The organism is Mesorhizobium sp. M0815, from assembly GCF_040319995.1.
GTDB lineage: Bacteria > Pseudomonadota > Alphaproteobacteria > Rhizobiales > Rhizobiaceae > Mesorhizobium.
In genome coordinates this window covers 61,328-78,263 of sequence record NZ_JAMYOU010000022.1, presented here as the reverse complement: position 1 = coordinate 78,263, position 16,936 = coordinate 61,328, and the positions used below count along the sequence as shown (strand labels likewise).

Below are 16,936 nucleotides of genomic sequence, written 5' to 3'. Positions count from 1 at the left end.
GTATCCCTGCCACGGGCGATGCGCGGAAAGCGACGCTGTGACCGGCAGGTGTCACAGCTTTCCTACTCCGGTGTGCTGGCTTTTTTTCTGCGCCGAATAGTGTGCGACTGCGCAACGGCCATTTTCAACTCGGGTGTGATCTCCAACGGCGCATTCTCTGCCCCATGTGGGTTCTGTAGCCCCTGGACCTGGACGGTCGGAAATGGGAGTTCGATGCCCTGCTCTTTGAAGACTTGGCGGAGGCGTACATAGAATTTGCGTTTCATACCGAAGGCGCCTCCCGGTTTGGTTGTGGCCTTGACCCTCAATACGATGCCGTATTCGCCGAACTCCTGTACGCCCTGCATCTTGATCGGGTCGAGCACCCAGTGTTTGAACTCGGGATCTTCCGCCAGTTCGAGGCCGATCCGCTTGATCAGCTTGCGAGCGAAGTCGATATCGGTGTCATAACCAACGGTGATGTTGAATTTGTCGATAACCCAGTCACGACTCTGGTTCTGGACTGCCCCGAGTTCACCGAAAGGTATCGTGAACAGCGGACCACGATGGTGGCGCAGCTTCACCGAGCGCAGCGAAAAGCTTTCCACAGTACCCTTGTAATTGCCCGATGAAATGTATTCGCCGACACGGAACGCATCATCGAGCAGGAAAAACACGCCTGAAATGACGTCCTTGACGATGGTTTGTGCCCCAAAGCCCACGGCGACGCCGACGACGCCAGCGCCGGCGATCAGCGGGCCGATCTGGATACCCAGCGAGGCGAGCATCATAAGCACCGCCATCACGATGATCGATGCGAGCAGAATGTTCTGGAGGATCGGCAAGAGCGTGTGCAGCCGCGCCTGCTGCGGATCGAGGACCGGGACATCCTCGTCGCTGATCACAGGGTGCGGTGTTTCGATGCCCAGCTTTCGTTCGATCAAAGCTTTGATGATCGACCAGCCGAAATCGGCTGCTAGGGCAATGACCACGACATTGACCAAGCCGCGCAATATGAACGTCGTCGTCGTATCGCTGTCCCGCATGGATTGCATGTCCAGACCCCAGACACGTGCGAGAAAGTAAGCCGCCGCCAAGATGAAAATCATTCGGATTGCGCGATCGATGACAGCGATCGTCACCGCCGGGATCGTAGGCCGGCCGACATCTTCCGAACCTGGTCGCAGAACGAAATTAACCCCGCGCTGCGTCATCACGATTGCAAAAGGCAGGAAGAATGCGGCGAAGGTAAACCAGAAGTATGTATAAAGGCCGGCGATGCGCTGCAGGAACAGGACGACGAAATAAGCAGTCAATAGCCATGTCGCTTCCGTGTGACCGATGTGGCGCGCACCGTCTCGCTGCGTTCTTGGCCGACGCCAAATCGCGAGCAGCAGGAGCACCAGCAGCACGAAGTCGGCGCCCAGTGACAGGACCATCATTCCGTCCTGATCGATGCCGAGACCTGGCAAGAGGATAAACGCGGCGCCGAAGAAAGCGAAGACGCCGACGATCCGGGGTAGCCAATAGGACCAATGGTCAGCCGCTTCGTTGGTGATCGGCAAAGCACGAACCTCGACGGCGTTCTCGACGTTCATGAAGGAAGGGACGAGCATGGCCATGACGTACATGCGCACACCCCATGTAACGACTGCCGCCATCAGAAATGTCAGTACAATCTCGCGGATAAGCATTGGCCAGTCGAACAACATGAACGCGCCGGCGCTGCCCAGTGCGAAAGAGACGATCAGCATGCTGGAATAAAGCATGCGACCACCAATCTTCTTGGCTCGCCCAATCGGCGTATCCTTCGGTTGCGCGATAATCCAAAGACGAAATGGACGGGTGAACTTGAACGTTGCCCAAGTGAGTGCCAGGCCGGCAGCGATGAACATCGCAATCAGCACAAATACGGCGGCTGACCCCTTGCTGGACATGTCCTCCATCGTCTCTGCCCGAACGCGCGCGAACTGGCCTGGCAGCAAGGGCAAAGTTCGCACGATTCTTTCGATATGATGCCTGATCCCATCAAGCGTCGAGGATGCCATCGTATTCATCTGGCCGGGTGCGGCCACGGCGCCGGACGATGCGTCGGTCGGCGAAGCTCCTGTCTCGGCAGGCGCTCCCGTTGACCCGGCGTCCTGATTTCGCTGTTCGGCCACCCAGGCCTTCACTGATGGATCGTCGAGAAGCTCGAGCAGCTGTTTGACCCTTTCAGGCGGGGCGGTCGCCGGCGCCTGCGCCTGTGCCTGACCTGTCAACAAAAGGGCGATCCCAAAGACGAGCGGCCTGGCAATCAGGGCAAACATCGCAGTCAGGTCTCCGAGACGCCGTGCCAGGCGCGCCAGGTTCCTGGCCCCCAATCGTCGAGTGATGCGTGGCATCGTGCTGTTAACCTTCCGGTCAGATCGGCTAGCAACGACATCTATGTCCGTTGTTGCCCTACCTTGAAGAAACCGATGTTGCGGTGCAAGACGTCATCGTTTCGACCCAGACCGTTACGCCGGGTACTTCGCGGTGTCTACTTAGCCGCCGGGGGAGGGCATTCCGACCTAGGCCCAGCCTCCAGCCGTTATATGAACTGCGCATCCGTGATGCTGGGCGTAAAAGACCCGGCACCAGGATCCCCCAGGCCAGAACGCGTATGCCGCGGTGGGCATCGCCGACCGAGGCTATGTGATGGAAACTGGGCGCATGACCGTGCAGGGAAGAACGATGGCGACGTCAGATATCAGGATCCGATTTCCCCCGGGAGCCGCCACATTCGCACACGACCTGTACCACGCAATTCCGTTTCCGCGAGTGGGTCGCAAGCAAAATTTGGTCCAAGCAGTTGATGAGTTGCATCCGAAATACGGATTTCATCGGGCTCCGCGGACGTTTGGATACGTGCGGCGAGATTAACGGTGTCGCCCCATAGGTCATAGGCAAACCGCCTTTTGCCTATAACGCCCGCCACGATTGGTCCTGAGTGAATTCCAATTCTGAGTCTTATCGGTTCTCCTGCGAAGCGTTCGAGCTTAACCGCCTTCCGCAGTTCAAGTGCATAGTGCGTAAGGGCTTCCGCATGATCGGATCGCGCGGCGGGCAGGCCAGCGACCACCATCACACAATCGCCGATTGTCTTGATCTTTTCGCAGCCGTATCGCTCCGAGAGCAGATCCGCCGCCTTGAAGAAGTAATTTAAAATAGCGAGCGTCGTCACGGCTCCGACGTTCCGCGCCCTTTCCGTAAAACCGACGATGTCGGCAAAAAGCACACTCACCTCTGCGTAGTTGTCTGCAATTTCTTCGTGCGCTTTTAGCCGCTCCGCGATAGACGCCGGAAGAATGTTGAGGAGCAGGGCTTCGGCGCGCTGGTATTCACGCGACAATCCCTCTTGGCTCGCCCTCAACGCCTCGTTCATCGATTGTAATTTCTCGTTGAGTTGACGCTCCCTCTCTTGCAGGAGCGTCATTTCATAAGCCTTCTGTTGAAGTCGCTGCCTATTGTCGCGTTCGGCAGTGGCGTCAAGAAAGAGCAGCCACACGCAGGCATTGTCAGCAAAAAGATGGAGGTCCGCGACACGCCCGCTGGGCAGTTCGACCATGGCCATATGATATGGAAGCTCCGGGCAGGGCAGCAAACCTTCCATGAATTCAAGCTGCTCGGCAACAGGCTTACCTATGCGAACTGATGAGAGTCCGTAATGTTTAACGTTGCCGCCCTTCGCAGCTATGCAAAGCTGGGCGTCGATTTTCAGATATGCGACGGAGCGCTCGTTGTAGAAGAAATCGTAAATCCAGCTTCTGACTTCTCTTGGCAATCCATGCATGGTCTATTTTGCGACCATCGAAGCAAGCTGACGAAACGCATCATCAACATGTTCACCAGAAAGCGCACTTGTTAGATAGATTTGCCATCCAAGTTGCCTCAGTTCGTTAATTTCACTATCCGATATTGCCCACCGATCGGCCAGATCGGATTTGTTGAGCAGCAATACAAACGGCATAGCGCCGAATTCAGCCTCGGCCCGCTCGCGCAACGTGAGCGCCACGGCGAGAGTGGCGGCGCGGGTTCCATCGACGACAAGCACGAGCCCGCTCGCACCTCGCACATAGCTGACGCGGAATGAGCCGATATCGTCTTCGCCGGCCAAATCCCACAAAATCAGATCCACGGTTTTGTCCGGGAATGCGACACTCTTCTTGTCGATTTTCACTCCCACCGTGGTCAAGTAGGTTTCTGAAAAGATGCTTTGCACAAACCTGCGAACCAGACTCGTCTTTCCGACAGCGAACCCGCCCAACATGCAGATCTTCTTTTGCAATTTCCTGGGCTCCGCCCTAGTGGAAGTTTACCGTAACCGAAACTCTGCGGTTGGCGGAGTTCCCCGTTCGGCTATTTTCAATCTCCGCTGGCTCAAAGGTGCCCGCGCCGCGAACCAAGAGCAACTCCGGATCGACGCCGCGCTTCTTGAGAAGCGCACGAACTGTTTCCGCGCGCGCGGCGCTGATCGACAATTTGGCCGTTTCACGGCCCGTCTCGTCCGAATGGCCGGTCAACATGAACTGTGCTGTCACGCCTGCGTTGCGGGCGTCCTTGGCCAATTGCTTCAACTGATTCGCCAAATTGTCGAGAACCGGCAGTTGCTCTGGTCCCGGTACAGCCTTGCCAGAATCGAAGAAAATGTTGACCGCTTGAATAGCCTCCCTCGAATGAGTGAGTTGCGGAGGGGTCAACTCACGCAGCTCGGAGATTTCTAGAGAGAGTCCGTCCGCGGACAGCTGTTGGGCGGCGACCCGCGCCCGATCTATCCATGCGGCAGGAGCCTCACCCTGGGCAACAATGCGATCCTTGATGATCATAAGCCGAACCGATTTCGGCGGAGCCAGCGACGCCATCAGCCGCTTCAGCACGAACTTCGGATCAAGGCTTTGATAGAATTGCCACTGTGAATGAACGCGAGCAGGATCGACCCCTGTTCCGGACAGCAGAGCCTGCGGGTTGGCGGCCTGCGGGTCTCTCAGGCCGGAAATATAGAAATGTCCGCCCCTCGCCGTTTGTTGGGCGACGATGATTCCCGCTTGGGCCTCCAGTCGCGACACATAAGTCTGCCAGTGCTCCGCCGCGCGTGCTTCGGGGCTCACATCACGAACCTTGGAGATGTCGAATTCCGGTCCGCCTGCCGAAAGCTGTCGGGCCGCTGCGCGCGCCCGATCTATCCAGGTGTCGGGAGCCTCACCCTCGGCAACGATGCGGTCCTCGACGATCGAAAGCCGAACTGATTTCGGCGGGGTCAGCGACACCATCAGCCGCTTCAGGACGAACTTCGGATCAAGGCTCTGATAGAATTGCCACTGCGAATGAACGCGGGCGGGATCGACCTCCGTTCCGGACAGCAGAGCCTGCGGGTCGGCGGCAAGCGGGTCTCTCAGGCCGGAAATATAGAAATGTCCGCCCCTCGCCGTTTGTTGGACGACGATGATTCCCGGTTGGGCCTCCAGTCGCGACACATAAGTCTGCCAGTGCTCCGCCGCGCGTGCTTCGGGGCTCACATCACGAACTCTGGAGATGTCGAATTCCGGTCCGCCTGCCGAAAGCTGTCGGGCCGCTGCGCGTGCGCGATCTATCCAGGTGTCGGGAGCCTCACCCTCGGCAACGATGCGATGATCGACGATCGAAAGTCGTACTGAATCCGGCGGAACCAGCGACGCCGTTAGCCGCTTCAACACGAACTCCGGATCAAGACTCTGATAGAATTGCCAGCGTGAATGAACGCGGGTTGGATCGACCTGCGTTCCGGCCAACAGCGACTGCGGGTCGGCGGCAAGCGGGTCTCTCAGGCCGGCAATATAGAATTGGCCATCGCGCACCTTTTGTTCGGCAACGATGATGCCCGGCTGGGTCCCCAGGCGCGACACATACGCCTGCCAGCGTTGCCCGGATTGCCAGGAAAGAAAGAACCAACCGCCTGCGGGAATCAAAACCAGCAGGACTGCAGCCACTACCAGCCACGGAAATCCCTGGTTTGATTCCTCCTGCTTCAGTTCAACGCAGGTCTGCAACTGCGTCTCTACGCCGGCCAACTGCGAACTGTCGCCGTCAAACTGCTCTAGAGCCTGTGAGTATTCATCATGGATGCGAAGCAATACATCGCGAATTATTTCATGTAATTCCTCCGGCGGATTTCCCCGGATCACCGCAACCAGGGTCGCAAACGGTCCAACTTCCGACCAGAGACGAAGCTCCCCGAAACGAATAGTGTCCAGGCCGCTCTGTTCTTTCTCGTTAAATGAGTCTTTTACAAAATCCTGAATTGCACTAAGCATCGAAGAGATCAGTTGAGGATCTTCGCTGGTTGCGTTTTCGGCAGTTACATGCTTGATCAAAAGCCCGGAATTGCGGTGAATGAGAAAGGCGTGTTCTACGCGATAGACAAGAGAATGCCTGAGAACAACTTCTGAGAAGCTTGCCCCCGTTCTCCAAGCTTCAAATCTCCACTTGAGCCCATGCCAAGTAAATATATGTCTTAAAGTTTCATTCAGCGACTGAAAGGTTTGGTCGATCTTTTCGCCGATCGACTTGCGAATAGCCGGCAGAAACACCGGGTATAATATATCCGTCAGCGTGCGCGGGCTTTTCTGGATGGACCGTTGCACAGCCCTCTCGACAGCCGGCGCAAGGGCCTCTCCGAGTTGCGCATGAAGCGCACGTGCGGCCTCACTGGGGAGAACGCTCCCCAGTGCAGCCGCAAGCTGCTCGGGTTCGTCGAGCAGGTGCGTAACTCGTGAAAGCTCCGAAATTTCGCGACCGACCAGCAACTGGCGAAGCGTTTCCATGCGAGGATCGGCGGTTGGGATTCCGTCGAGACGCGCACGATAGTCCGGATCAACGTTCCGGGCAATTTCGATCAAAAGGCGAGCCAGAGCCTCGCGATCAATCTCTGTATCGTTCGAAGCTGCTCTTTGAGGAAGGCTGATTGGGTCGACGGTCGACGTCAAGTTCCGATCAACTCACTTTCCAGGTACGCTCCGAGTTGCTCTTGCTGCCGACGGGATCCTGATTTAGACATTTTGCAACCTCGACAAACAGGCCAGCCAAAAGATTTCGGTCGGTCTTGACATTGCCGAGATCGGAAAACATTTTCTCCATCAGCATCTGAATGCTTTCATTCTTTTGCTTGATTTCCTCACGCAGCAAATGGTCGTTTCGATTTATCCGGTCCGCAACTTCGCGCTCAAGCTCGCTCAACTGATCCGACAACGCGCGCACCTGCTTTTCAAGCGCTTGATTTTGCTCGCGAAGATTCCGGTCAATCTCCTTGTCGGCGTCGGCTCGCGCGTCTTTTTCGTTCCGCAATTGCGCGGCAAGCGAGTCGACCTGCTTCTTTGCATTTGACTCGTACATTTCAAGATTGCGCTTGGCCTCGGATTCGACATCCTTGAAGCGCTGCAAGACCCGTTCTTCAAGCTTGGAAAAGCGGCGGTCATAGTCCTGCATCTGGTTGCCGAACAGCAGATCACGTATCTTGTCGACACCTACAGCGTCGCCGGGGGCCCCGCTCTCGCGAGCCTGGCCCGCCACGAAGGTCAGCCCGTTTCCGTCTGCATTACTTATCAGATTTGCGTCCGCTTTATTTGCCGAAGAAGCGGTACTCGAAGATTCCTTGGCCATCCCATGCCCCTTCTTTTGAACATTGTCACAGCGCTAATTTAGCAACTGATAAACATGTCAGCAAAATAGCCGACCCGCAAGCCGGAATCTTCTCGGCTTAAGTCGTTTCGTGCGTCCCCATTCGGGTAGATTTGGACATGCGGCTCGATCCGGATCAGCTTACGCTCGCGTCTCGCCCGCGATCATCTTTTTGCAGATGAAATGCGCGAAAGGAAATGCCGCGGCGCATCGGCCTCAGTCTAAGCCGTCGGGCATGCGCGCTTGCCATTCGCCCTGTCTTCAAGTCTTTTTCGCCTGCCTCTAATTCGCCCCGATCTTGACAGGGCAGTGCTGCCAGCCGATGCCGTCATCCGGTTTTGACATTCGCCGACTCCTGCCGAAGAAAACGAAAGCTCGATGATCCAGGACAATGCTACCGCAAGGCGGTGTGGTACCGATGCTCAATGCCGAGCAAACCGTCGGCGCAACGCTTGCCGGCATCCGCCGGCAGACCTACCAGATACTGGATATAGTCGTGGTAGACGATGGGTCGATGGACTGATCGGCGTCGATTGTGACGGCCTATGCCGAGAAAGATCGACGCATCTTGTTCTACCTTCGAACCGGGCGCGAGTAAGACGGCGTGGCGCCTAATCCCTTGGTTTCAATCGTGGTTCCTGCGCACAACGCGGAGGTAACGCTGGCGCGCGCACTCGATTGCCTTCTCGATCAGGAAATAATGGACTGGGAGGCGATCATCGTCGACGACGCCTCCACGGACCGCACCCCCGCGATCATCGCCGGTTATGTGGAGCACGATGCCCGATTTCGGACGTTAAGCTCTTGCGCGTACAGCGCCGCCGGCGCGCGCAATAGCGGGATTTCGACAGCGCGCGGCCACTGGCTCATGTTTTTGGATGCGGACGATTGGGTGGATGCCAGCTTCCTTGCGAAAATGCTGGCCGCACTTGAAGCAGCGCCCGATGCGGTCGCCGCCTATTGCGGTTCTCGGCGCGTGATGCCCGATGGCGAACTCACCCCGTCGAGCATCGCAACGGAGGTTGCGATCCAGCCCTTCGAGACATTCGCCCGCCGGTGTGCCATCGCCATTCACGCGCTGCTGGTCGACCGGGAGACAATTGTCGAGTTGGCCGGTTTCGATGTGTCGCTGCGCACCTGCGAGGACTGGGATCTGTGGCAGCGCCTCGCACGTCTAGGCAAAAATTGGGTGATGGTCGACGAGCCGCTCGCTTTCCATCGGGTCAGCCCCAACTCGCTCAGCCGCAATTCGACGCAGATGCTGGCAGATGCGGAAATCGTGATCGCCCGCGGTTTTTCTGCTGATCCCAGGGTCAAACACCCAGCATCGGCTCACGCCAATGGAGCGATCGAGGCGAACGGCCGCACCGCTTCCGACGCACTCGCATGGTTCGCGTTGTGGAACGCCGCGTCGGATTGCGGCTGCGGCTCGCGCTCGATCAACCCGCAGTCCCTGCGCGCGCTCCCGGCAGGACGTAAGTGGGCGCGTGAGATCGCCAAGGTGGTCTTCGATGGCCTTATGGTAGGAAGCCTATCGGTGCCAGCGCAATTGGCTGCCAAGTGGGACAGGTTCGGCGGCTCCCTCACCGAATTGATCATCGAACTCGGCAAGGTCTGGGACGATCCCGTAGCGGGTCGCCGCGTCCAGTATCACCTTGAGCAAATGCTTCTCGACTTCGACGATCTTGCCGCGCCGCGCAGACTGGCGCGGACACTCGGCATTCGCGTCGACGCTCGAAATCCGACCTCGATCGAGCTTCCAGAAGGAATCGATCAAATTTATGCTTATCTGATGATGGATGGCCAGATCGAGGCTTTCGTACAGTTCGGCGTACTCGGGAAAGTGACAAGGCGTCATTGGACTGAGTTGATCCTGAATTTCGTGCCCCCTGAGCGGCTTATGCACAGTGCCGCGCCGCTTGCGAGGCGATCACCTTTATCTGCACCGCAAAAGGGCGCCGGTACCGACAAGTCAAACGTGTTTGCAGCCGAGGCATTGTTGTCCATAGCGGGACGCCGGTCTGATCGGGACAGCCATTTCGGCAAACTCGCGGGATTGGCCGTGGAAGCGCAGGCGCTGGTTGGGTCGAGCGCCGAAGCTACAGAGCCTCTAGCAGCGCCGCGCCGTGCACGGGCCGCGGATGGGCACGACAACGATCGCACGTCTTTCTGGAATCGCCATTTCGCGACCGAGGATCCCTGGAACTACGGCTCGCCCTATGAGCAGGAAAAATATGAGCGGCAGCTCGAAATTTTGCCTGTCGGTCCCATCGGACGGGCGCTTGAGCTGGGCTGCGCGGAGGGCCACTTCACGCGTCAGCTGGCGCCGCGGGTGGGCCATTTGACCGCAACTGACATCTCCGCCGTAGCCATCGGGCGGGCGCGCGCGCGATGCGGCGATCAGCCGAACGTTGAGTTCGGCGTACTGGATTTCTCCGCCGACACGCTGCCGGGTGAGATGGATCTGATCGTCTGTTCGGAAGTGCTCTACTACCTGGATGATCTCGCCGAGTTGCGGCGCATCGCCAAAAAACTCGTTGAGGCGTTGGCGCCTGGCGGCAGTTTCATCAGCGCACACGCGTTCGTGCTACGTGACAATATCGAAAGGACGGGCTTCGACTGGAACACATTCGGTGCACAAGCGATCTCAGAGACGCTGGCAGCGACCGACGGCCTCGTCCTCGAGCAATCGATCCAGACCGAGCTCTACCGCATAGACCGCTTCCGCCGCCTGTCACCAGGCGACGTGGCGACGGAACCGATGATTGATCACGTGCCAATCCGCGCGCCCGTCGAAATCGGGGTCGCGCGGAAAATCGTCTGGGGCGGGGCGCGGGCCTTGCGCCGCGACGTCGCACGTAGCGAGCGGCGACAGCGTATCCCTGTCCTCATGTATCACAGCGTCTCCGATGAAGGTCCAGCCGCGCTCGCCCGTTTTCGGCTCACGCCCGCCGCATTCGCCAGCCAGATGGCATGGCTGCGCGCCAATGGCTTTCACGCGATTAGGTCCGAGCAGCTGGAATGGTTCATCGCCAACCGTCAGCCTTTCGTTGGCCGCCCAGTGCTCATCACCTTCGATGACGGCTTCCAGAACTTTGCCGACCATGCCTGGCCGACCTTGCGCGCGAACGACCTGACCGCGGAAGTGTTCCTGGTGACGGACCTGGTGGGTGAAAGTGCACAGTGGGACGCCTACAGTGGCCCGCCGACGCAGCTTATGGACGCCAGGACAGTGCGACGCCTCGCCGGCGAAGGTGCGTTCTTCGGAAGCCATCTGGCGACGCATCGCGCGATCGATGGTCTGTCGAGCTCTGACTTGGCCGCCGAACTCCTGCGCTCTCGTATGTTCATCGAACGGTGGACCGGTCGGCCAACCACGGCGTTCGCGGCACCCTTCTCGGTCACCGACCGACGGCTTGGCAGGCTGGCCAAGGAGTGCGGCTATCGGATCGGCTTCGGCGGCAGACACGGGCCGGCGGACCTCGATTGCGATCCCATCGACCTTCCGCGGATCGAGATTCGCGGGGATCGCTCGCTCGATTACTTTGTTGCCCGTATCGAGGCCGTGCTCGAATGAACGGTGAGCTTGTCAGTGTCATCATTCCCGCTCACAATGCGCAAGATACAATCGACGAGACGCTCCGCAGCTGCGCGCTCTTTCGAGATTGTTGTTGTTGACGACAGCGTTCTGACGGTTGGAAGGGGTGCTGTCGCAGCCACCCCACGATACAGGAGCCATCCACAGAGGACATCGCTAGTCCAGAGGCGACAGAAAGCATTGCCAGGACCGTACATTCTGGCTCGTCGAGGCCAATGTTAGATTTGTAACAAATTGGTTCCGCTTTTGTTCAGTGCCGCGCCCGTTTACCTCGTTCGCAAGTCTATTGGGCCACTTGGGACACGGCTGACATCAGCTCCTGCGGGCTTGGCGCCCCAAACATGTATCGCCCGCCCTCTGGAACCTCCGTGAAGCTCCAGCGGACGATCCCCTGCCGATCCAGTAGGAACTGACCGACCAGTTGTCCGTGTCCCGTTGCCATCATCTGCTCGTCGGCTTCGGTCAGTTCGTAATGGTCCCTCTTATTAAGGATTTCGCTGGCCGCAATGGGGTCCATAGGACCGGGCAACTCGCCTGGTATATCGACCCGCATATCCTTTGCCGCTGCCATCGAGACCTTGTACGGCCAGTTCGTCTCGTTTTGGGTGAATTCGAGATTGGGCAGTCCAAAAGCACGATGTGAAGCGCGTTCAGGGTCGGAGGCCGCAAGCAGATTCGGCATCGGATGGTAGCGAAAATAGAGACGCGCCCGTTCGATTGGCGTGTTGACCACCGTCAGGCTCTCCACGCCCTTTTCGCGCAGCTCCGGATCAAGCCGCGCCTGGGCGGCGATATGGCGCCGGCAAAACGCACAATGCAGACCTCGAAACAGGCCGACCAGCACCGGCTTTTGGCCGCGAAAGTCGTCAAGCGCGATCTTGCCTTCCTGGGTAATGGCGTCGAGTATCAAGTTCGGCGCACGGTCGCCCGGTTGAAGCGGTACCAAGTCACTACGCGCGGACATTTTCCACCTCCAACCCCGGCTAGTCGAGAAAAGGCAGCACCACAAGCGCTTCCGGGTCGAGCCCGTGCTGGGCGCATATACCCTGCGCCAGGGAAAAGTAGCGTTCGGCCTCGGCCAGATTGTCGAGGTCGAGATTAAGCGTTGCAAGACCATCATAGCACGGAAACAGCAGTTGGGGTTCGCCCGTTTCGCGGGCTACGTCCAGTGCTTCGTGGAACAAGCCAACCGCCAGCTCCGGACGCCCGTTGCACTGGTGGATCTGCCCAAGCACGATCAACGGCACCGGCAGGTGCTCGCGCTGGTCGAGCGCCCGGTCGATCTCGATGGCCTTCTCGGCAGCAGGTACGCCCTCCGTTGGACAGCGATCCGTGAAAGTACAACAAGCGACCGCCAGATTGGCGAGGAGGCGCGCCTGGAAACCCAAATCACCAATATGGCGCGCCACTTCAAGACCGCGCCGACAGACCTCCATCGCGTGCGCCGGATCGATGGTCGTGTAAAGCACGCCGAGATTGGTGTAGCCGCGGCAGGCCGCGCCCAGTAGACCGGCGGCTTCGGCCAATTCAATGCTATGCTCAACCTGACGCACGGCCTCACGGTTTCGCCCAAGGCGAGCCAGCGCAACAGCCTTGGTATTGAGTGCCTCGGCGGTCACAAGGGTGGCATCACGCCCTACCTCGGAGACATGCTCCGTTGTCAGAGTGCGTACGCAATCCAGCGCCGCGTCTGCCCATTTTGCCGCGAGAGCGTGATCTCCGCTACGGAACGCCTGTCGGCCACGTTCTTGCCAGAGATGCGCCTGCTCGATCGGGGCATCCGCTCCATCGAGGAGCGCTGCCGCTTCAGCATAGCGGGATTCTGCGTCGTCCCGCTTGCCGACGTCCCAGAGCAGCCGACCGATCTTGCGTAAAACTCGCGCCGACGCGACGCGATTGGCCGACTCGCGGTATACCTGCAACACCGTTTCGTAATGGTGGTGCGCGATCTCGCGGCGGCCTGCCGGGCCGCTCAAATCGGCAATGCGCTCTGCAATTGCCAGTTTGAGCGGTGTTTGCCCGATCGCGCCCAACGCAGTCAGTGCTCGCTCGTAGAAACGAAGGGCGTCGTCGTTGGCGTATATCATGCGAGCGCGATCGCCCGCCGCCTGCAGGTAATGCGCGCCCTTCTCCCGCTCGGCGCTCTGTGCGAAATGATGACCGAGCACGGTCAAATCCTCGAGCCGCTCCGGCTTGTCGCCGCACAGTTGCTCCAAGGCAGCTCCGACCCGCCCGTGGATGTCGGTCCGCCGTTGCAGGAGTAGATTCTGGTAGATCACGTCCTGCAGCAATGTTTGCGTAAAGCGGTAGCTTTGCGACGAGACCGAGCCTGATCCGGCAACTTCCTCGATGATTTCCGCATCGCAAAGCAGTTCGCAGCCGGCTTCGAGCCGGCCGGGGTCGGTTGTCACAGTTTTCAGAAGTGTGGCATCGAAGCGCGGGCCGATTACCGCGGCCTCCTGGGCCAACCGGCGCACCTCTTGGGGCAGCCGGTCGACGCGGGCAAGCAACATTGCCTGGATAGTGGCGGGGATGCCGGTTGCGACTTCGCCTGCCACAGTCCGCCATCGCTGGCCCTCTCGCATCAGTACACCGCGATCGATAAGGCCGCGAACGATCTCCTCTAAAAAAAGGGGGTTGCCGCCCGCGCGCTCGAGAATCTGGTCGAGAAGCCCTCCTGCGGAGTTTACCCAGCTCTCGCCGAAAAGCGCCGCCAGCAGGCTGCGTCCGTCATCACTGCTGAGCGGCGGAAGCCTGAGCGCTGTGTGACTGACCCGACTTGAGTCGAGCTGGTCGTTATCCGGCGCCGGACGATGCGTGACCAGCAACATCAACCGCGTGCGCTCCAACCTGTCCATCACGAAACGTAGTGCCTCAAGCGACACGGCGTCGGCCCAGTGCAGGTCTTCGACGACAATCAACAGCGGCGACAACGCAAGCCGCCGTTCGATGATTGTGCGGACTGCGTAGAGAATTTGCCGCCGCAGCTGCTCGGGTTCGACATGCTGCAAGGTGGCATCGGGGTCGCCAAGGCCGAGCACATGGTAGAGCAAAGGCATCAGCCGCTTCGCCTCCTCGCCCTGCAGGCCGAGATCGGTAAGCAAGCCTGCGAGCTTCCCCCGCATTTCGTCCCCATTGTCGTTTTGCATCATCCCGGCAGCGCTGCGCACCACTGCGCCCAAGGCGCCAAATGATTGTTCGCCCAGCGGTGAGCACGTGGCCAGCCGCACGGCGACGTTGCGAAAACGATCCTCGTCGCCGACGCGGGCGACGAACTCCTTCACCAGCCGCGATTTCCCGATACCGGCTTCTCCGACGAGGCGGACGAGTTGGGCCGAGCCGCTGCACGCCTGGTCAAGGCTCGCCATCATTCTACTGAGCTCCGCACCACGACCTATTATCGGCGCACTGAGGCCGAGCGCCTCGAGCCCACGCGCTGCACGCGGCGTCGCAAGCGGTGCATCCAGTCGATGGACGAGCACACTGCCAGCCTTGCCGCGAAACACGACATCACCCAGCGACTCGTAAGAGAAGGCATGCCGGGTCAGTCTGTGAGTGAGCTCGCCTACCAGCACCTCACCCGGTGCGGCCAGCGATTGCAGGCGTTGCGCCGTATTCACTGTGTCGCCGGTCACCGAATAGGATTTGGCGGTGCCGATGCCCAATCCGCCAGTAACGACCGGACCAGTGTTTATGCCGATGTGGAGCAACAGAGGCGAGCCGGAGTGGGGGGTGCTTTCGCCGAGCCGCGCCGTCCGGGCGATCATGTCGAGAGCGGCGCGAAGCGCACGTTCGGGATCGTCCTCATGCGCGACCGGCGCACCGAACAACGCGAGCAGTGCATCGCCGATGAATTTGTCGACGAAACCACCAAAGTTTCGCACGGCCGCCGTCAATTCCTTGAACAGTTTGTTCTGCAGCGCTTGCATGACCTCGGGGTCGAGCTGCTCGCTGAGCGTCGTGAAGCCGCAAAGGTCGGCGAACAGGACCGTTACCGTCCGGCGATCGGCGTCAGAGAAGGGATGCAGCCCTTCTTCGCTTTCGATGTCCGGAAGCATCGATGGAGTTCGAGAAGGCGGCACAATGGTCCGGCTTGGTGTCGGAGCAGGCCGTTCGACGACTTTTGCGGGCGCACCGACGTTTGCCCCACATTTCGGACAGAACTCGAAATCAGGTGCGCAGGGGTAGCCGCAACTGGCGCATGGCACGGGCTGGCGCCTGCCACACCTCGGACAGAAGGCGTAACCGCCCTCAACCTCGAAACCGCAGCCCGAGCAGTCCATCGAACAAGACCTCACTAGAGGCCGTCCCGGCGTGACCTCGCCACGCACTTCACGGCCAGGCTATTCGCAAGGATGCACCGATAGTCGTCGACCGGCAAGCGGGAGCGCAAATGGGCATCGAGCGATCAGTGTGGGTCCGGTGGCAGGGCGCTGCGGGCAGGCATTGTTGAAGGCGCAATAGTTGTCGGATCCGCGAACGCCGCCGAGACAGCCGCGCTTGCCGAAGGGGCTGTCGGCTCTGACGGGATTGGCGTAAGCTACAGTTAAGGGGGTGCACACATGCACCGCATCATCGCCATGGCGATCTTAGTTCTCGCGGCCGCGTTCAGCTCCGCGCGGGCGGAGGTGCTGATTGGGGTTTCATCTGCGATGACGGGACGGCTCGCCTGGTTCGGCGAGCAGGCGCAGCGTGGCGCCGAGATGGCCGTGGCCGACATCAATGCGACGGGTGGCGTACTCGGCCAGCAGATGAGGCTCATCACGGCCGACGACTTCTGTGATCCCGAGCAAGCGGTCGCCGCAGCCCAGAAACTGGTGGGTGATGGTGTGGTGCTCGTCGTCGGGCACTACTGCTCTGGAGCCTCGATCCCAGCATCGAAGGTGTACGAGGCGGGGGGCGTTTTGCAGATTTCACCAGGATCAACCAATCCGCTGTTGACTGAACAAGGCCGCGCCAACGTTTTTCGAGTCATTGGTCGCGACGACACGCAGGGGATCGTGGCCGGCAACTACCTGGCCGAGCATTGGAGCAACAGCAAGATTGCGATCCTTCATGACGGCACCACTTATGGAAAGGGTCTTGCTGACGAGACTCGAAAACAGCTGAACAAGCGCGGCGTAGTCGAAGCGATCTACGAGGAATACACACCCGCGAAGAACGACTATTCGGCCGAGATCGCTGCGCTAGAGGCTGCGAACATCGCCGTGGCATATGTCGGCGGATATCATGCCGAGGTCGCACTCATGGTTCGCGCTGCGCGCGACCGCGGCTACACGGTTCAGCTAGTCTCAGGCGATGGCATGGCGACCGAGGAATTTGCTTTGATCGCCGGCCCCGCGGCTGAGGGTACCCTCTTCACGTTCCCCGCGGACGCTCGCCGAAATCCCGAAGCCGCCTCGGTCGTCGAGCGGTTCCGGGCTGAAAACTTCGAGCCCGCAGGCTACACGCTGCTCAGTTACGCCGCCGTCCAGGCCTGGTCGCAGGCAGTGGACAAGGCCGGCTCACTAGAGCTCCAAGCCGTGATAGCGGCGCTGCGCGGCAATCGATTTGATACTGTGTTGGGCCGTATCGACTTTGACAACAAGGGCGATCTCACGAGCCAAAACTGGGTATGGTACGTCTGGCGAGGTGGAGAGTACGTGCCGGTCGAATAAGGACCGCCGATGCCGTCGCCGCTTGAGA

The 16,936-nt window shown here is 59.5% G+C and carries 10 protein-coding genes; 3 read left to right on the top strand and 7 right to left on the bottom strand.

Going from position 1 to position 16,936, the window contains the following annotated elements:
* Nucleotides 1-62: 62 nt before the first annotated feature.
* The 5 genes from NKI01_RS22580 to NKI01_RS22560 all read right to left on the bottom strand — a co-directional run bounded on the left by NKI01_RS22580 (nucleotide 63) and on the right by NKI01_RS22560 (nucleotide 7,635).
* Complete coding sequence (locus NKI01_RS22580) at nucleotides 63-2,288, bottom strand: mechanosensitive ion channel family protein (protein WP_352810415.1); 2,226 nt, start codon at nucleotides 2,286-2,288, stop codon at nucleotides 63-65.
* 422 nt (nucleotides 2,289-2,710) lie between these two features.
* Entirely contained in the window at nucleotides 2,711-3,793 is a 1,083-nt protein-coding gene (locus NKI01_RS22575) for an adenylate/guanylate cyclase domain-containing protein (RefSeq protein ID WP_352964637.1), read from the bottom strand.
* A 3-nt stretch (nucleotides 3,794-3,796) separates the two neighbouring features.
* Entirely contained in the window at nucleotides 3,797-4,288 is a 492-nt protein-coding gene (locus NKI01_RS22570) for a Rab family GTPase (protein WP_023716509.1), read from the bottom strand.
* Between the two features lie 16 nt (nucleotides 4,289-4,304).
* Nucleotides 4,305-6,962, bottom strand: a complete 2,658-nt coding sequence (locus tag NKI01_RS22565) for an OmpA family protein (protein ID WP_352964635.1) — start codon at nucleotides 6,960-6,962, stop codon at nucleotides 4,305-4,307.
* 7 nt (nucleotides 6,963-6,969) lie between these two features.
* Nucleotides 6,970-7,635: a DUF3450 domain-containing protein gene (locus tag NKI01_RS22560; RefSeq protein ID WP_031193285.1), complete on the bottom strand. Its 666-nt coding sequence runs from the start codon at nucleotides 7,633-7,635 to the stop codon at nucleotides 6,970-6,972.
* Nucleotides 7,636-8,044: 409 nt separating this feature from the next.
* On the opposite strand from NKI01_RS22560, the gene NKI01_RS22555 reads away from it, so the two are divergent.
* Together NKI01_RS22555 and NKI01_RS22550 are read left to right on the top strand one after the other, a co-directional pair.
* Nucleotides 8,045-8,176, top strand: a complete 132-nt coding sequence (locus tag NKI01_RS22555) for a glycosyltransferase (RefSeq protein WP_084642351.1) — start codon at nucleotides 8,045-8,047, stop codon at nucleotides 8,174-8,176.
* A gap of 81 nt (nucleotides 8,177-8,257) precedes the next feature.
* Nucleotides 8,258-11,230, top strand: a complete 2,973-nt coding sequence (locus NKI01_RS22550; protein ID WP_352964634.1) for a trifunctional glycosyltransferase/class I SAM-dependent methyltransferase/polysaccharide deacetylase — start codon at nucleotides 8,258-8,260, stop codon at nucleotides 11,228-11,230.
* 304 nt (nucleotides 11,231-11,534) lie between these two features.
* On the opposite strand, the gene NKI01_RS22545 is transcribed toward NKI01_RS22550, so the two are convergent.
* Together NKI01_RS22545 and NKI01_RS22540 are read right to left on the bottom strand one after the other, a co-directional pair.
* Nucleotides 11,535-12,215, bottom strand: a complete 681-nt coding sequence (locus NKI01_RS22545; RefSeq protein ID WP_023716514.1) for a redoxin domain-containing protein — start codon at nucleotides 12,213-12,215, stop codon at nucleotides 11,535-11,537.
* 19 nt (nucleotides 12,216-12,234) lie between these two features.
* Nucleotides 12,235-15,534 carry an ATP-binding protein gene (locus NKI01_RS22540; protein WP_352590481.1) on the bottom strand — a complete coding sequence of 1,100 codons (3,300 nt, stop codon included), beginning with the start codon at nucleotides 15,532-15,534 and terminating at the stop codon, nucleotides 12,235-12,237.
* 279 nt (nucleotides 15,535-15,813) lie between these two features.
* Between NKI01_RS22540 and NKI01_RS22535 the strand changes: the two genes are divergently transcribed.
* Nucleotides 15,814-16,908, top strand: a complete 1,095-nt coding sequence (locus NKI01_RS22535; protein ID WP_352964633.1) for a branched-chain amino acid ABC transporter substrate-binding protein — start codon at nucleotides 15,814-15,816, stop codon at nucleotides 16,906-16,908.
* Nucleotides 16,909-16,936 lie beyond the last annotated feature (28 nt).

What these genes read in the sequence shown, in the direction of transcription:
- NKI01_RS22545 (WP_023716514.1), bottom strand. Translation starts at nt 12,215, where the DNA reads ATGTCCGCGCGTAGTGACTTGGTACCGCTTCAACCGGGCGACCGTGCG.
- NKI01_RS22580 (WP_352810415.1), bottom strand. Translation starts at nt 2,288, where the DNA reads ATGTTTGCCCTGATTGCCAGGCCGCTCGTCTTTGGGATCGCCCTTTTG.
- NKI01_RS22535 (WP_352964633.1), top strand. Translation starts at nt 15,814, where the DNA reads ATGCACCGCATCATCGCCATGGCGATCTTAGTTCTCGCGGCCGCGTTC.
- NKI01_RS22555 (WP_084642351.1), top strand. Translation starts at nt 8,045, where the DNA reads ATGCTACCGCAAGGCGGTGTGGTACCGATGCTCAATGCCGAGCAAACC.
- NKI01_RS22540 (WP_352590481.1), bottom strand. Translation starts at nt 15,534, where the DNA reads ATGGACTGCTCGGGCTGCGGTTTCGAGGTTGAGGGCGGTTACGCCTTC.
- NKI01_RS22560 (WP_031193285.1), bottom strand. Translation starts at nt 7,635, where the DNA reads ATGGCCAAGGAATCTTCGAGTACCGCTTCTTCGGCAAATAAAGCGGAC.
- NKI01_RS22575 (WP_352964637.1), bottom strand. Translation starts at nt 3,793, where the DNA reads ATGCATGGATTGCCAAGAGAAGTCAGAAGCTGGATTTACGATTTCTTC.